Origin of the sequence: Microbacterium martis, assembly GCF_047246685.1 — a bacterium.
Taxonomy (GTDB): domain Bacteria; phylum Actinomycetota; class Actinomycetes; order Actinomycetales; family Microbacteriaceae; genus Microbacterium.
Map to the genome: position 1 here is coordinate 1065050 of NZ_JBFOKT010000002.1, position 15002 is coordinate 1080051.

Below are 15002 nucleotides of genomic sequence, written 5' to 3' on the forward strand. Positions count from 1 at the left end.
GGTGGGTTCAGGGCAGCAGGTCGTCGGGGACGACGTCGCGGATGGTCATCGCGGCGGAGAGGAACGCGAGATGGCTGAGCGCCTGAGGGGTGTTGCCCCAGGCGGAGCCGTCGTCGGCGTCGATCATCTCGGCGTAGACCCCGACGTCGTTGGCGTGCCCGATCAGCTCGTCCATCAGTGCCAGCGCCTCCTCGTGACGCCCGACGCAGGCCAGCGCTTCGACGCGCCAGAAGGCGCAGGCGACGAAGGTCTTCTCGACGTCGGCCACTCCGCTGTAGCGGTACAGCAGAGGGCCGGCGCCGAGCTCCGCGGAGAGCGCGTCGATGGTCGACGACATGCGGTCGCCGCGATCGAACCCGCTCGGCGCGTGCAGCAGCACGGAGGCGTCGAGTCGGTCCGAGCCGGCGTAGAACGTGTACGCGCCGCGATCGTCCGACCAGCAGTGCTCGTCGATCCAGGCCCGGATGCGATCCCGTTCGGCTCGCCAGCGCGCGGCGCTGCCGGGGATGGCGCCGGCCTCGGCGAGCGCGACGGCGTCGTCGAGCGCCTTCCAGCAGCCCATCTTCGACGAGGTGTGGTGCCGCAGCTCGGGCAGCTCCCACATGCCCGAATCGGGATTGCGCCACAGGTCGCACGTGCGGTCGGCCACGTCGGCCAGCATCCGCGCGGTTCCGGTGTCGAGCACGTTGCCGGCATCGACGTAGGTGCGACAGATGGCGATCAGGTCGCCGTACACGCCGAGCTGCAACTGATCGCCAGCGGGGTTGCCGGTGACGACGGGGCCGATACCGCGCCAGCCCGAGACGTCGTACTCACGGGGGGCGGGCACGAGTGCGCCGTCGAGCGTGTACATGACGTGCAGGTCGGGACCGTGGTGCCGGATGGTCCGGAGGAGCCACGACAGGGCCGCCTGCGTCTCTTCCCGCAGGCCGAACCGCACGAGGGCGTGCACGGTGTAGGCGAGGTCGCGCACCCAGGCATGGCGGTAGTCCCAGTTCTTGCCGCCGCCGGGGCTCTCGGGCAGCGACGTGGTCGCCGCCGCGGCGATCGCGCCCGACGGGCTGTAGATCAGCAGCTTCAGGGCGAGCGCACTGCGCTGCACGTGCTCGGCCCAGGGGCCGACGTACGAGAACACGTCGGACCAGTGCCGCCAGCTGCCGATGGTGCGGTCGATGCCGTCATCGACGTTGTACGGATCGGGAAGGTGCAGGGGTTCGTCGTGGGTCGCGACCAGCGCCAGCAGATGCCGCGATCCGGGCGACGTCGCGAACGCCCCGTCGAGCAGCGGGCCCGTCGATGCGTTGGCCTCGGGTCGGCGCGGCTCGTGATCGAATCCCACGACCGCGAGGGCCGTCTCGCCGCTGCGGAGGATGTCGCCGTGCGGGGTGGTCTCGAGCCAGGGCGACGCGGTCTGCAGCGACGACCCCGGCCGCACCCGCCACCGCATCTCCACCTCCCCGTCGATCCCGTCGATGCGTCGGGCGAGCTCGGCCCAGGGCAGGCGACCGGCGACGCCCGACACGAGGGCGTCGGTCACTCGGACACGGCCGGATCGCGTGATGAAGGTGGTCTCGAGCACGTTCGTGCCCGGGATGTAACGGCGTTCGGTGCCGAACTCGTCGACCGGTCGGAGCTCGAAGCATCCGCCGGTCTCGTCGTCGAGCAGTCGCCCGAACACGGGGAGGTCGGTCAGGTCGGGCAAAGGGAGCCAGTCGATCCGCCCGTCGTCGCCGATGAGCGCCACCGTCCGTCCGTCGCCGATCGGCGCATAGGTCGCGAGAGGGCGACCGGAGGGGTGGGTGGGCATGGCCCCATCGTGCGCGGCTCCGACGACCGGGGCAAAAGCCTTGCACCCCGAGAAGCGGGTTGCTATAACAGGGCGACCTCCGGCGGCGCAACGTAGACTTTCGCCTCTTCCTCGCGCCCCGCGAGTCATGCCAGCATTCTGGTCGTGACCTCGTGGTCGCCCGCGCGCGTCGGATCCGCGCGCGGATTCCGTCGGGGGGTCATCATGTCCGGTTCGTCGCGCCGATCAGCGCCGTGGGCGCTGGCCGCCGCGCTCGTCGCCGCCGCCGTGCTCGCGGGAGCGGCACCCGCCGCCTCGGGCGATGCCGCGCCCTCCGGCGACCGCGCCGAGACGAACGCGCCCTCCGCCGCGGCATCCGTCGCCCGGGCCTACGACTTCCTCGACTCCCGCGTCGATGAGTTCTGCGACGGCGCCGGTCGCTGCCTCCCGCGGAGCTACCAGGGCGGCTTCTTCACGACCCCCGGCTGGGACTTCACGCCGTCGTTCGTCTACGACGACGCGCTCGTGGTCATCGCCTACACGGCCCGAGGACTGCCCGGCGACCTGCGCCGCGCCCGAGCCATCGGCGACGCGCTGCTCTTCGTGCAGCAGAACGACCCGATCGGCGACGGCCGCACGCGCGCCTCGTACGAGCCGCACGGCATCCGCCAGGGGCGGGTGGAGATCACCGGTCCCGGCACCTTCACCGGGAATCAGGCGTGGGTGGGCATGGCGCTCGCCCGGCTGTACGACGCGACGGGCGAGACCCGATATCTCGACGGTGCGCTGCGGACCGCCCGGTGGATCCAGGCGAACACCGCCGACATGGCTCGCGCCCCCTACGGATACACGGGCGGGCAGCTCGACGACGGCACCGCGCTCGCGTGGAAGTCGACCGAGCACAACAGCGACATCGCCGGATTCTTCGGCCAGCTCGCGCAGCTCACCGGCGACCCGGTGTGGGCGCAGCGGTCGGCCGTCGCCGCCGGCTTCGTCACGGCGATGCAGGCCGCCGACGGTCATGTCGACACCGGCACGCTGCTCGACGGCACCACCGTCAACACGCACCCGCGGCCGCTCGACGCCCAGACCTGGAGCTACCTCGGCACCGGCGACGCACGATACGGCGCGGCGCTGGACTGGACGACCGCGAACCTCATCGCGACGGACGGCCCGTACCGCGGCCCCTCGATCAGCGACGTCGACGTCTCGAAGGTCTGGTTCGAGGGCAGCGGACACCTGGCGCTGGCGCTCCGGCTGCGCGGAGCGACGGGCGATGGGGATGCCGCGGAGGCGCTGCTCGGCAGCATCCGTCTCGCGCAGCGCGAGGCACCCAACGGCGACGGCAGGGGCATCGTCGCGACGTCGACCGACGGCCTGGACTCCGGCTTCGGCGACCTCTACTACGCGAGCCTCCACACCGGGACGACCGCGTGGTACCTGCTCGCGGAGGCCGCGGACAACCCCTTCACCCTGCCGGCGGACTGATCCGAGGCGTCCTCCGGCGGCGTCGTTCGGCGCGGCGGGTCAGGCGGCGACGCGGGCGACCGCGGCGACCGCGCTCGTGAAGAAGTCGAGGCCGTCGACGCCCGAGCGCATGGCGGCCGAGGTGTCAGGGCCGAAGCCCGGCTCGGTCGCGTGCTCGGGGTGCGGCATCAGCCCGACGACGTTGCCGGCCTCGTTGGTGAGGCCGGCGATGTCGCGCAGCGACCCGTTCGGGTTGACGCCGGCGTAGCGGAAGGCCACGAGACCCTCGCCCTCGATGCGGTCGAGGGTCTGCTCGTCGGCGATGTACCCGCCGTCGGCGTTCTTCAGCGGGATCACGATCTCCTGGCCGGTGCGGAACGCATTGGTCCAGGCGGTGTCGGAGTTCTCGACGACCAGCTTCTGGTCGCGGCGCACGAAGTGCTGGTGCCCGTTGCGGATCAGGCCGCCGGGGAGCAGGTGCGCCTCGACGAGCATCTGGAAGCCGTTGCAGATGCCGAGCACGGGCATGCCCTTGGCCGCGGCATCCTTCACTTCGGCCATGATCGGCGAGAGCGCCGCGATCGCGCCGGCGCGCAGGTAGTCGCCGTAGCTGAAACCTCCGGGGAGGACCAGCGCGTCGACGCCCTCGAGGTCGTGAGAGCCGTGCCACAGCGCGACGGGCTCGGCCCCGGCCAGACGCACGGCGCGCTGGGCGTCGCGATCGTCGAGCGAGCCGGGGAACGTGATGACGCCGATGCGCGTGGTCATTCGACGACCTCGACGCCCACGACGTCTTCGATCACGGAGTTGGAGAGCACGTCGTCGGCGATGCGGCGGGCCTCGGCGAGCACGGCGTCGGTGACCTCGCCCTCGACCGTGAGCTCGAAGCGCTTGCCGATGCGGACGTCGGAGAAGCCCTCGACCCCGAGGCGGGCGAAGGCGCCCGAGACGGCCTTGCCCTGCGGGTCGAGCAGCTCGGGCTTGGGCATGACGTCGACGACGATGGTGGGCATGACGGCTCCAGGAGTCGCGGGCGGACGGGCGCGATCAGTCTACCGGCTCGCCGCTGCCCACCCCGCTCCGCACCCCGCTCTCCACCCCGCCCCCACCCCGCCCCGTTCGCCGAGACCCCCGCTTGTCGCCGAGACCCCGCCCTGCGGACCGCCGTACCCGGGGGTCTCGACGCTTACCGGGGGTCTCGGCGAAAGGTGGGGGGCCGGGGGGCGGGGGGGCGGAGGGGGATGGGGGCGGGGTCAGGCGTGGAAGACCGTGTGCAGGTCGCCGATCGTGTCGCGACCGCCGAGCCCGTCGATCTCGAACAGCACCGAGATGCCCGCGACCCGGCTGCCGAGGCGCTCGACGAGCTGACGTCCGGCGGCGAGCGTGCCGCCCGTCGCCAGCACGTCGTCGATGAGCAGCACGCGTGAGCCGACGGGCAGATCGTCGTGCATCTCGATGGTCGCGGTGCCGTATTCGAGGGCGTAGTCGACGGATGCCGCGGGGCGGGGGAGCTTGCCGGCCTTGCGGATGGGGATGAGCCCGACCCCGGCGGCGACGGCGGCGGCTCCGGCGAGGATGAAGCCGCGCGCCTCGATGCCCGCCACCACATCGAACTGCCCGGCGAACGGTGAGACGATCGCCTCGGTGGTCACGCGCAGCGCCTCGGCGTCGGCGAGCAGCGGCGTGATGTCGCGGAACACGATGCCCGGCTCGGGATAGTCGGGGATGCTGCGGATCAACGACGCGGCGCGAGTGAGGGCGGGAGACAGGGCGGCTTCGGGCACCGGACAAGGCTATCTGCGGCGGACACCTTCTCCGAACGGGCGCGATCGGGTCGGACACGGGATCGATGAATCCGGCCCCGGAGTGCTTGACAGTCGTGGGAGCGCTCCCATAGAGTGACTGCTCAGTCCGTGGGAGCGCTCCCACGGACTCCCGATACACCACAACGCACGACCCGCACACAAAGGAGTGACCTGTGAACACACGTGCCCGCACTCGGATCCTGGCGACCGCCGCCGTGGCATCCGTCTCCGCTCTCGCGCTGGCCGGCTGCGCCGGCGGCACCGGCGACGCTGCAGAGGGCAGCGCCGACGAGGATGTCACGCTGACCGTCACCACGTTCGGCACCTTCGGCTACGAAGACCTGTACGAGGAGTACGAGAAGGCGCACCCGAACGTGAAGATCGAGGCGACCAACATCGACACCGGCGGCAACGCCCGCACCGATGCCTTCACGAAGATCGCCGCGGGCAGCGGCCTCAGCGACATCGTCGCCATCGAGGAAGGCTGGCTCGGCGCCGTCATGGACGTCTCGGACACCTTCGTCGACCTGCGCGACTACGGCATCGAAGACCGCAAGGGCGACTGGGTCGACTGGAAGTACGAGCAGGCGACCGACGCCGATGGCCGGGTCATCGGCTACGGCACCGACATCGGACCGAGCGGTATCTGCTACAACGGACCCGCCCTCGAGAAGGCCGGACTCCCGAGCGACCGCGAGTCGGTGGCGGAGCTGCTGAACGGCGACTGGGAGAACTTCTTCCAGGTCGGCGCCGACTACACGGCCAAGACCGGCAAGGCGTGGTACGACCACTCCGGCTTCGTCTGGAACGCCATGGTCAACCAGCTCGACGAGGGCTACTACACCGCCGACGGCGAGCTGAACGTCGAGGGGAACGACGAGCTCAAGGAGCGCTTCGAGCTGCTGGGGGCGGCCACCGAGGGCGGCCAGTCGGCCGCCCAGAAGGCCTGGGACTGGAACGGAGGGAAGTCGTTCGTCGACGGCACCTTCGCCGTGTTCGTGTGCCCGGGCTGGATGCTGGGCAACGTCAAGGGCTCCGTGGAGGCCGGCGGCGGCGACGCCTCGACCGGTTGGGACTTCGCGGACGTCTTCCCGGGGGGAGCGGCCAACTGGGGCGGCGCATTCCTCTCGGTCCCCGAGACGTCGCAGCACAAGGAGGCCGCGGCGGAGCTCGCCGACTGGCTGACGCAGCCCGAGCAGCAGGTGAAGCAGTCCGCCGCGGCGGGCAACTTCCCCTCGACCCTCAAGGCGCAGGAGACCCTCGCCGAAGAGGCCACGCCGAACGAGTTCTTCAACGACGCACCGACCGGCGCGATCCTCGCCGAGCGCGCCAAGGGCGTCGTGGCGCAGTTCAAGGGCGCTCAGGACTCCGTCATCCAGGAGAACGTCTTCGGACCCGCACTGAAGAGCCTGGACCTCGGTGAGGTCGACACCCAGGGCGCCTGGGACAAGGCGATCGGGCTTCTGAACGACATCGTCGAGCAGTAGTCCTCCGGGCGCGCTTCGACGGGCTCAGTGACCCACTGGGCTGCTGAGCCTGTCGAAGCACGCCCCCGACAAGCCAGGTTCGAGACAAGGAAGACCCATGACCCTCACCGAAGAGCGTCGGGCGACGGCATCCGTCCCGCTGCAGACTCCGGATGCCGCGCCGAGACGCCCCTGGCGACACCGGCTCTCCCGGTTCGATCAGAACGCCTCCCCGTACTTCTACATCTCCCCGTTCTTCCTGCTCTTCGGGCTGGTCGGGCTGTTCCCCCTGCTGTACACCGTCTGGGTCGCGGTCCACGACTGGAACCTGCTCAAGGACGAGGGCGACTTCGTGGGTCTGGGCAACTTCGTCGAGATCTTCGGCGACGGGATGTTCTGGAACTCGATCTTCAACACCGTGAGCATCTTCCTGCTCTCCGCGATCCCGCAGCTCGCGGTGGCACTCTTCATCGCCTATCTGCTCGACCGGGGACTGCGCACGCCGACCTTCTGGCGGATGAGCGTGCTCATCCCGTTCGTGGTGACGCCCGTCGCGGTCGCGCTCATCTTCTCGAGCATCTTCAACGAGGCCGACGGTCTGGCCAACAACCTCGTGAACCTCCTCGGCATCGCCGATCAGCAGTGGAAGGAGGACACGGCCCTGTCGCACATCGCGATCGCGGTGATGGTGAACTTCCGCTGGACGGGATACAACGCCCTGATCCTGCTCGCCGCCATGCAGTCCGTGCCGCGCGACCTGTACGAGTCCGCCGCCCTGGACGGAGCGGGCTCCGCGCGGCGCTTCTTCTCCATCACGATCCCGACCATCCGGCCGACACTCATCTTCGTGATCATCACGTCGACCATCGGCGGTCTGCAGATCTTCGCCGAGCCGAAGCTGTTCGACGTCTCCACAGCCGGCGGCATCGGCGGCAGTGACCGGCAGTTCCAGACGACGGTGCTGTTCCTCTGGGAGCTGGCGTTCTTCCGGCTCGACCTCGGCAAGGCGTCCGCCGTCGCCATCCTGCTCTTCCTGTTGATCGTCGCCTTCGGGCTCATCAACTTCCTGATCTCGCGGCGGATCTCCACCGGAGACGACCGCAGGAACCGCGCGGCGCGCCGCCGCGCCCGCTCGACCGTCGAGGAGGACGTGCGATGACCGCCACCATGGCACTGAGCGTGCCCGAGAAGATCCGTCGCCGTCGCGGCGCGGCGTCCGGCACCGCCGGGATCGGCAGCCGCCCCGGCTTCCTCACCTACGGCCTGCTGACGGCGTTCATCATCGGCAGCGTGTACCCGCTGTGGTGGTCGTTCGTCGTCGCCAGCGGCACCAACGCCACCCGTGGCGAGACGCTGCCGCTGATCCCGGGCGGCAACTTCCTCACCAATGCCGCGAAGGTCTTCGATGCGATCCCGTTCTGGCTGGCGCTGGGCAACTCGTTCCTGATCTCCGGGATCATCACCCTCTCCGTGGTGACCTTCTCGACCCTCGCCGGCTACGCGTTCGCGAAGCTGCGCTTCAAGGGGCGGGACGGCCTCATGGTGTTCGTCATCGCCACGATGGCCATCCCGACCCAGCTCGGCATCATCCCGCTGTTCATGGTGATGCGCGAACTGGGCTGGACGGGCACGATCGGCGCCGTCATCGTGCCCACGCTGGTCACCGCCTTCGGCGTCTTCTTCATGCGCCAGTACCTCGTCGACGTGATCCCCGACGAGCTGATCGAGGCGGCGCGGGTCGACGGAGCGAACCAGTTCCGCACGTTCCTCACGGTCGGCATCCCTGCCGCGCGCCCTGCGATGGCGATCCTCGGCCTGTTCACGTTCATGACAGCGTGGACCGACTACCTGTGGCCGCTGATCGTGCTCTCGCCGCAGAACCCCACGCTGCAGACGGCGCTGAGCCAGCTGCAGTCGGGCTACTACATCGACTACTCGATCGTGCTCGCCGGTGCCGTGCTGGCGACCCTGCCTCTGCTCGTGCTCTTCGTCGTCGCGGGGCGTCAGCTGGTCAGTGGCATCATGGCGGGAGCGGTGAAAGGATGACATCCATGACCCGAGCCTTCCCCGCGAACTTCCTCTTCGGCGCCGCGACAGCGGCGTACCAGATCGAGGGGGCGGCCTTCGAGGACGGACGCACGGCCTCGATCTGGGACGCCTTCGCGCGCGTTCCCGGCGCGGTGATCAACGGAGACCACGGCGACATCGCCTGCGACCACTACCACCGGTATCCGCAGGACGTCGCCCTGATGAAGCGACTGGGGCTGCAGACGTACCGGTTCTCCACGTCGTGGTCACGGGTGCGTCCCGACGGGGGAGCGGTGAACGCGAAGGGCGTCGACTTCTACGAGCGCCTCGTCGACGAGCTGCTCGGCGCCGGCATCCTGCCCTGGCTGACGCTGTACCACTGGGACATGCCGCAGGCGCTGCAGGATGCCGGTGGCTGGACGAACCGCGACACGGTCGACCGCTTCCTGGAGTACGCGGCGACCATGCACGACGCGCTCGGCGACCGCGTCGACGTGTGGACCACGCTGAACGAGCCGTGGTGCTCGTCGTTCCTCTCGTACACGGGCGGTGAGCACGCACCGGGCCACACGAGCGTCGCCGAGGGCCTGCTCGCGTCGCATCATCTGCTGCTGGCGCACGGCGCCACGATCGGCGAGCTGCGCCGACGCGACGCCTCGCTCAACCTCGGCATCACGCTGAACCACACGGTCGCCGATCCCGCAGACCCGCAGAACCCGGCCGACGTCGACGCCGCCCGCCGCGTCGACGGCCAGTTCAACCGCTGGTTCCTCGATCCGATCTACCGGGGCTCGTACCCGGCCGACATCGTCGAGGACATCCGCGCGGTCGACGCCGTCGCCGTGGCCGAGTTCGAGGCCGCGATCCACGACGGCGACCTCGAGACGATCTCGCAGCACATCGACACGCAGGGCGTGAACTATTACCACGGCGATCTCGTCTCCGGCACGGCGCCGGCTGCCGCGCCGCCGTCGGGAGGACCGTCGACCGCACGGAAGGGGCGCAGTCCGTACCCGTCGAGCGAGGGCATCCATCCGGTCGAGCGGGGTCTCGCGCGCACTGCGCAGAACTGGGAGGTTCAGCCCGAGGGGCTGACCCGGCTGCTGCAGCGCATCTGGACGGAGTACGCCGAGCCCGCCGGCACCGTGCTGTACATGACCGAGAACGGTGCGGCATACGACGACGTCGCGGTGGTCGAAGACGGCGAGACGCGCGTGCACGACGAGGAGCGCACCGAGTTCCTGCGGCTGCACCTCGGCGCCGTGCTCGATGCCGCCGAGGCCGGTGTCGACGTGCGGGGCTACTTCTACTGGTCGATGTTCGACAACTACGAGTGGGCCTGGGGCTACGACAAGCGGTTCGGCATCGTGCGCGTCGACTACGACACGCAGGAGCGGAGTCTGAAGGACTCGGGCCGGGAGTACGCGCGCATCATCGCCGCCCGGGCTCTGGACGAAGACATCCCGGTCGCGCAGATGGCCGCCTCCTGACCGGAGGACCGGCGTTCGGGACGGATGACGGCGCCACCCACCGCGACCAGTCAGAATGGGTCGATGGAAGAGTACGCACGGTGATGTCGCCTCGAGCGACCATCGAAGAGGTGGCCTCGGCCGCGGGAGTGTCGCGGTCGACCGTGTCGCGCGTCGTGAACGGGTCGACGGCGGTGAGCCCGGAAGCGCTCGCCGCGGTGCGCGCCGCGATCGACGAGCTGAACTACGTGCCCAACCGGGCGGCCCGGTCTCTGGCGTCCCGCCAGACCCATGCCATCGCGCTCATCGTTCCCGAAGACACGACCCGTTTCTTCGGCGACCCCTTCTTCGCCGCGATCGTGGCCGGCATCACGGGGGCGCTCGGCGGCTCGGACTACCTGCTCAACCTGCTGATCGCCAGCGACGACCCGGGCGACAAGATGAACAGCTTCGTGCGCAACGGCGGCGTCGACGGCGCGCTGATCGTGTCGCATCACACGAGCGACGCGTTCATCGACCGCATCGCCGACGCCGTGCCCGTCGTCTACGGAGGGCGCCCGGTGCGTCGACGCGAGGGCGACTACGTCGTCGACGTCGACAACGTCACCGGTGCGAAGAACGCCACCTGCCGCCTGGTCGACATCGGCCGCACGAGGATCGCCACGATCTCGGGTCCGCTGACCATGGAGTCGTCGAACGACCGCGTCCAGGGGTTCCGCGACGCGCTCTCGGATGCGGGCCTCGCCCCGTTCGGCGAGGAGGAGGGCGATTACAGCGAGGCGAGCGGGGCGGATGCCGCGCGCCGGCTTCTGGCGAAGGGGCGCCCCGACGGCATCTTCGTCGCCAGCGACCTGATGGCGCGGGGAGCGCTCACCGCGCTGCGCGCGGCGGGGCTGCGGGTGCCCGAGGACGTCGCTCTGGTGGGCTTCGACGACTCGTCGGTGGCGGTGAGCACCGATCCGCAGCTGACCACCATGCGCCAGCCCATGTACGCGCAGGGCGAGGCGATGGCCAACGTGCTGCTGTCGCTGCTGGCGAACGGCGAGCCGGCGCACACGACGATCCTGCCGACCGAGCTGGTCGTCCGCGCGTCGGCGTAGCCGTGTGCCACGCGCGGCCGCGGATCCGTCCCCCCGGTCGGATCCGTGGCCGCGCGGCCGCGATCCCTCCGACTCCGATCATAGGTTGAATAGACGTTCAGTGGCTAATCTGGACGCATCCCCCCGAACCGCTCATCTGCGAGAGAGGATGCCGCATGGCGCGCTCCGACGAGCAGAACCGTCGCGCGCGGGAACGGGCCCGCGAGTCGATCCTCGTCGCGGCGATCGACGTCGTGAGCGAGCGCGGCGTGTCGGGAGCGAGCGTCGCCGAGATCACCGCGCGGGCCGGAGTCGCCCAGGGCCTGGTCAGCTATCACTTCGGCGGCAAGGATCAGCTCGTCGCCGCCGTCATCGACCGCTGGTTCGAGACGCTGTTCGGCATCGCCCGAGCCGAGGGCTCGCCCGATGAGATCCTCGCCGGGGTGATCGACGGCGCCCTGCGGGCCACCGCCTACGCGCTGCCCGTGCAGCGCGCGGTGTTCGCTCTGCAGCAGCAGCCCGGCACCCACCGGCTGTTCGCCGAGTCGGAGGAGCGTCACGCCGACCAGGTCGCGGCATCGGAAGACGCGGTGCGCGCCCTGTTCCGCGCACGAGGCGCCGCCGACCCTGCCCTCGAGGAGATCATGCTGCGCAGCACCCTCGAGGGCATCTTCATGAAGTACGCCGTGTACGGCGACACCTTTCCCCTCGAAGACGCGCGGCGATGGATGCGCCGGCAGTACGGCCTGCCCGAGCCGCAGGAGCCACTCCGGCCCGACCTGCCGCCGCGCCCCGCCGATCTCCGGCTGCGCGCATCGGGTGCGCTGCGCGTCGCCGCGCCCGACCGCCGCCCCTGACTCAGGCGGGGTCGCCGCCGAGCGGACCCACGGGCTCGAGCGGCTTCGGGTCGTCGGCGCCGGTCCTGCGGGCGCGAGCGATGAGGTTGCCCACGTGGTAGATCAGCAGAGCGGCGACGGTGCCCAGTACGATGCCGCCGAAGGCGAAGTCGCCGAGGTTCATCGAGAATCCGGCGATCCCGATCACGAGCGACACCGCGGCCGTGTACTGATTCACGGGGCGCGAGAAGTCGACCCTGCTGTCGACCCAGATCTTGATGCCGATGATGCCGATCAGACCGTAGAGCGCGGTGGTCGCGCCGCCGAGCACGCCCGCCGGGATCGAGTTGAACACCTCGCCGATCTTGGGCGAGAACGCGAGCAGGATCGCGAAGAGGCCGGCGACCCAGTAGACGGCGGTCGAATAGACGCGGGTGGCGGCCATGACGCCGATGTTCTCGCCGTAGGTCGTCGTGCCCGAGCCGCCGAAGCCGCCGGCGATCGTGGTCGCGACGCCGTCGGCGATAAGCGCACGGCCGGTGTGCTTGTTGATCGAGGGATCTTCGGTCATGGTCGCGACACCGCGCACGTGGCCGACGTTCTCGGCGATGAGCACGAGCACGACCGGCAGGAACATCGCGATGGTCGACCAGGTGCCGGGTGCGACGAAATCGGGCAGCTGGAACTGCGGGAGGCCGATCCAGGGGGCGTCGGCGATGAGCTCGGCCGGCGTCTTGCCGCCGCGCAGCTCGTTCGGCACGCTGAACGACCCCGTGAGGGCGGCATAGACGAACCCGACCGCGACGCCGAGGAAGATCGAGATCCGGCCGAGGAACCCCTTGAACAGCACGGCGAACAGGATGATGGCGACGAGCGTGATCGTGGCCGTGACCGGATCGAGCTGGAAGTTGTTCCACGCCGTGGGCGCGAGGTTGAAGCCGATCAGGGCGACGATCGCGCCGGCGACCACCGGAGGCATGAGCGCGTCGACCCAGCGCAGACCCGCGAACTGCACCACCAGACCCACGACGGCGAGGAGGATGCCGACGGCGACGACGCCCGCGAGCGCCGAGCCCGTGCCGCCCGCGGCGACTGCGGCGGTGATGGGTGCGATGAACGCGAACGACGAGCCGAGGTAGCTGGGGAGCTGATTCCTCGTGATCAGGAGGAAGATCAGCGTTCCGAGCCCGCTGAAGAGCAGGGTCGTCGACACGGGGAATCCCGTCAGCGTCGGCACGAGGAACGTCGCGCCGAACATCGCGACGACGTGCTGCGCGCCGATGGCGATGGTCGCGGGCCAGTTCAGGCGTTCTTCGGGGGTCACGACGGCGCCGGGTTCGACCGTGCGGCCGTTTCCGTGAAGCTTCCACAGGGCCATGCGGGCTCCTCAGTGTCGGGGGAGGGGGTGCTGGAGCAACCCTATCGATTCCTGAGTTTTCCCTGAGTTCGCCGGTCAGGGTAGACACGTCGATAGAATGGTAGACATGAGCCTCAACATCAAGAACGAGACAACGCACGAACTCGTGCGCCGTCTCGCCGCGCTGACCGGTCAGAGCCAGACTGGGGCGGTCGAGGATGCCGTGCGCCGCCGCCTCGCGGAGCTGGAGGAGTCGCGCGAGGCGGAGGTCGCGCGCAAGCGCGCGGCGATCGATGCGATCGTCGCGCGTTTTCGGTCGTTGCCTCCGATAGGTCCTACCTACGACGAGATCATGGAGGAGATGTACGACGAGAATGGGCTCCCGCGGTGATCGTCGACACGTCTGCGTTGATCGCCATCCTCAAAGGTGAGCCCGAGAGAGAGCGGTTCACGGTCGACATCTTGGAGAATCGCGTGGCGATCTCAGCGGGAACCCTCGCGGAAGCGTTCATCGTGGCGGGAGGAATCGCAGGTGAGGCCGGTGTGCGCGAGATCGAAGCGGTGATCAGGGATGCTGACGTCACGGTGGTGCCTGTCGACCTGAGCCAGTCACGACTGATGAGCAGAGCGCATCTGGCGTACGGCCGCGGGTCGGGCCATCCGGCCAGGCTCAACTACGGCGACTGCTTCTCCTACGCGCTCGCGATCAGCCGCGACGAACCGCTGCTCTTCACAGGCGACGACTTCGTCCACACCGACGTGCGCCGGGTCGAGTAGCCGCGGCGTCAGGCCCCGAGGCGCTCGATCAGCTCGCGATAGCGATCGGCGGTGCGCTCGACGACGTCTTCCGGGAGCACGGGCGGCTCGCCCTGCTTGTCCCAGTTCGCCGCCAGCCAGTCGCGCACGATCTGCTTGTCGAAGCTCGCCATCCGCTCGGTCGGGGTGTCGCCGCTGCGCCACGAGGTGGCATCCCAGTAGCGCGACGAGTCGCTGGTGAGCACTTCGTCGGCCAGGCGCAGCACCCCGTCGCCGTCGGTCCCGAACTCGAACTTGGTGTCGGCGAGGATCAGCCCCTTCTCCTCGGCGATCGCGGCGGCCCGGGTGTAGATCGCGAGCGAGGCGTCGCGCAGCTCGGCGGCACGCTCGGCGCCCACGAGCTCGACCACGCGGTCGAACGAGATGTTCTCGTCGTGCTCGCCCATGGGCGCCTTGTAGGCGGGGGTGAACAGCGGCTCCGGAAGGCGGTCGCCGTTCTGCAGCCCCTCCGGCAGCGGGATGCCGCACACGGTCCCCCTCTCGACGTACTCCGCCCAGCCCGAACCCGTGATGTACCCGCGGACGACGCACTCGACGGGCAGCATCTCGAGCGACTGCGCGAGCATGGCCCTGTCGGCGACGGCATCCGGGATCTCGCCGTCGGCGAGATGGTTGGCGACGTCGGCGAGCTGCGCGAACCACCAGCGGCTCAGGCGGGTGAGGAGTGCGCCCTTGGCGGGGATGCCGGGCGAGAGGACGACGTCGAAGGCGCTCACCCGATCGGATGCCACGACGAGGATGCGCGTGTCGGCCGGGTCGTCGGACGCGTACAGGTCGCGCACCTTGCCGGAGTAGAGGTGACGCCAGCCGGGGATGGTCTGCGCTGTGCCTTCTGAAGGAGTGCTCACCCGCCCCATTATCGCGGAGCGGATGCGCGTGTGATTTCGGGCTTG

15 protein-coding genes are annotated in these 15002 nt (G+C 69.8%); 9 read left to right on the forward strand and 6 right to left on the reverse strand.

All coding sequences use genetic code 11. The features are described from left to right. Window positions 1-7 precede the first annotated feature (7 nt). Window positions 8-1807 (reverse strand): glycoside hydrolase family 15 protein, encoded by a 1800-nt coding sequence (locus AB3M90_RS13075; protein ID WP_412952549.1) that lies wholly within the window; start codon window positions 1805-1807, stop codon window positions 8-10. Between the two features lie 144 nt (window positions 1808-1951). Here AB3M90_RS13075 and AB3M90_RS13080 point away from each other — a divergent pair, with 144 nt between their 5' ends. After that, window positions 1952-3274: a YyaL domain-containing protein gene (locus tag AB3M90_RS13080; RefSeq protein ID WP_412952551.1), complete on the forward strand. Its 1323-nt coding sequence runs from the start codon at window positions 1952-1954 to the stop codon at window positions 3272-3274. Between the two features lie 39 nt (window positions 3275-3313). Here AB3M90_RS13080 and purQ read toward each other — a convergent pair whose 3' ends face one another. The 3 genes from purQ to AB3M90_RS13095 all read right to left on the reverse strand — a co-directional run bounded on the left by purQ (window position 3314) and on the right by AB3M90_RS13095 (window position 5037). Continuing rightward, the gene (purQ, locus tag AB3M90_RS13085) at window positions 3314-4021 is read right to left on the reverse strand and encodes a phosphoribosylformylglycinamidine synthase subunit PurQ (RefSeq protein WP_412952553.1); all 708 of its coding nucleotides are present in this window, start codon (window positions 4019-4021) and stop codon (window positions 3314-3316) included. Further along, a complete protein-coding gene (gene purS, locus AB3M90_RS13090; protein WP_412952554.1) occupies window positions 4018-4266 on the reverse strand; it encodes a phosphoribosylformylglycinamidine synthase subunit PurS in 249 nt (82 codons plus the stop codon). The genes purQ and purS overlap by 4 nt, the downstream gene beginning before the upstream one ends. Before the next feature lie 240 nt (window positions 4267-4506). Next, window positions 4507-5037 carry an adenine phosphoribosyltransferase gene (locus AB3M90_RS13095; RefSeq protein WP_412952555.1) on the reverse strand — a complete coding sequence of 177 codons (531 nt, stop codon included), beginning with the start codon at window positions 5035-5037 and terminating at the stop codon, window positions 4507-4509. Window positions 5038-5231: 194 nt separating this feature from the next. Between AB3M90_RS13095 and AB3M90_RS13100 the strand changes: the two genes are divergently transcribed. The 6 genes from AB3M90_RS13100 to AB3M90_RS13125 all read left to right on the forward strand — a co-directional run bounded on the left by AB3M90_RS13100 (window position 5232) and on the right by AB3M90_RS13125 (window position 11957). Next, a complete protein-coding gene (locus tag AB3M90_RS13100) occupies window positions 5232-6545 on the forward strand; it encodes an ABC transporter substrate-binding protein (protein ID WP_412952556.1) in 1314 nt (437 codons plus the stop codon). 97 nt (window positions 6546-6642) lie between these two features. Then, complete coding sequence (locus AB3M90_RS13105) at window positions 6643-7683, forward strand: carbohydrate ABC transporter permease (protein ID WP_412952558.1); 1041 nt, start codon at window positions 6643-6645, stop codon at window positions 7681-7683. After that, window positions 7680-8570, forward strand: a complete 891-nt coding sequence (locus AB3M90_RS13110) for a carbohydrate ABC transporter permease (protein WP_412952560.1) — start codon at window positions 7680-7682, stop codon at window positions 8568-8570. Before AB3M90_RS13105 ends, AB3M90_RS13110 begins: the two co-directional genes overlap by 4 nt. A 5-nt stretch (window positions 8571-8575) precedes the next feature. Then, entirely contained in the window at window positions 8576-10042 is a 1467-nt protein-coding gene (locus tag AB3M90_RS13115; RefSeq protein WP_412952562.1) for a GH1 family beta-glucosidase, read from the forward strand. 83 nt (window positions 10043-10125) lie between these two features. Next, a complete protein-coding gene (locus AB3M90_RS13120) occupies window positions 10126-11121 on the forward strand; it encodes a LacI family DNA-binding transcriptional regulator (protein ID WP_412952729.1) in 996 nt (331 codons plus the stop codon). Between the two features lie 155 nt (window positions 11122-11276). Beyond that, a complete protein-coding gene (locus AB3M90_RS13125) occupies window positions 11277-11957 on the forward strand; it encodes a TetR/AcrR family transcriptional regulator (protein ID WP_412952564.1) in 681 nt (226 codons plus the stop codon). A gap of 1 nt (window position 11958) precedes the next feature. Here the strand turns inward: AB3M90_RS13125 and AB3M90_RS13130 are convergent, their stop codons facing one another. Beyond that, complete coding sequence (locus AB3M90_RS13130) at window positions 11959-13314, reverse strand: uracil-xanthine permease family protein (protein ID WP_412952565.1); 1356 nt, start codon at window positions 13312-13314, stop codon at window positions 11959-11961. 106 nt (window positions 13315-13420) lie between these two features. Here AB3M90_RS13130 and AB3M90_RS13135 point away from each other — a divergent pair, with 106 nt between their 5' ends. Further along, entirely contained in the window at window positions 13421-13684 is a 264-nt protein-coding gene (locus AB3M90_RS13135) for a type II toxin-antitoxin system VapB family antitoxin (RefSeq protein ID WP_412952567.1), read from the forward strand. Continuing rightward, on the forward strand, window positions 13681-14070 hold the full coding sequence (locus AB3M90_RS13140) for a type II toxin-antitoxin system VapC family toxin (protein WP_412952568.1): 390 nt from the start codon (window positions 13681-13683) through the stop codon (window positions 14068-14070). Before AB3M90_RS13135 ends, AB3M90_RS13140 begins: the two co-directional genes overlap by 4 nt. 8 nt (window positions 14071-14078) lie before the next feature. On the opposite strand, the gene AB3M90_RS13145 is transcribed toward AB3M90_RS13140, so the two are convergent. Further along, entirely contained in the window at window positions 14079-14966 is an 888-nt protein-coding gene (locus AB3M90_RS13145; protein WP_412952570.1) for a phosphoribosylaminoimidazolesuccinocarboxamide synthase, read from the reverse strand. Between the last annotated feature and the right edge of the window lie 36 nt (window positions 14967-15002).

Coding starts and splice junctions, on each gene's coding strand:
- purQ (WP_412952553.1), bottom strand. CDS start 4,021: ATGACCACGCGCATCGGCGTCATCACGTTCCCCGGCTCGCTCGACGAT.
- AB3M90_RS13115 (WP_412952562.1), top strand. CDS start 8,576: ATGACCCGAGCCTTCCCCGCGAACTTCCTCTTCGGCGCCGCGACAGCG.
- AB3M90_RS13105 (WP_412952558.1), top strand. CDS start 6,643: ATGACCCTCACCGAAGAGCGTCGGGCGACGGCATCCGTCCCGCTGCAG.
- AB3M90_RS13135 (WP_412952567.1), top strand. CDS start 13,421: ATGAGCCTCAACATCAAGAACGAGACAACGCACGAACTCGTGCGCCGT.
- AB3M90_RS13110 (WP_412952560.1), top strand. CDS start 7,680: ATGACCGCCACCATGGCACTGAGCGTGCCCGAGAAGATCCGTCGCCGT.
- AB3M90_RS13075 (WP_412952549.1), bottom strand. CDS start 1,807: ATGCCCACCCACCCCTCCGGTCGCCCTCTCGCGACCTATGCGCCGATC.
- AB3M90_RS13130 (WP_412952565.1), bottom strand. CDS start 13,314: ATGGCCCTGTGGAAGCTTCACGGAAACGGCCGCACGGTCGAACCCGGC.
- AB3M90_RS13120 (WP_412952729.1), top strand. CDS start 10,126: ATGTCGCCTCGAGCGACCATCGAAGAGGTGGCCTCGGCCGCGGGAGTG.
- AB3M90_RS13125 (WP_412952564.1), top strand. CDS start 11,277: ATGGCGCGCTCCGACGAGCAGAACCGTCGCGCGCGGGAACGGGCCCGC.
- AB3M90_RS13145 (WP_412952570.1), bottom strand. CDS start 14,966: ATGGGGCGGGTGAGCACTCCTTCAGAAGGCACAGCGCAGACCATCCCC.
- purS (WP_412952554.1), bottom strand. CDS start 4,266: ATGCCCACCATCGTCGTCGACGTCATGCCCAAGCCCGAGCTGCTCGAC.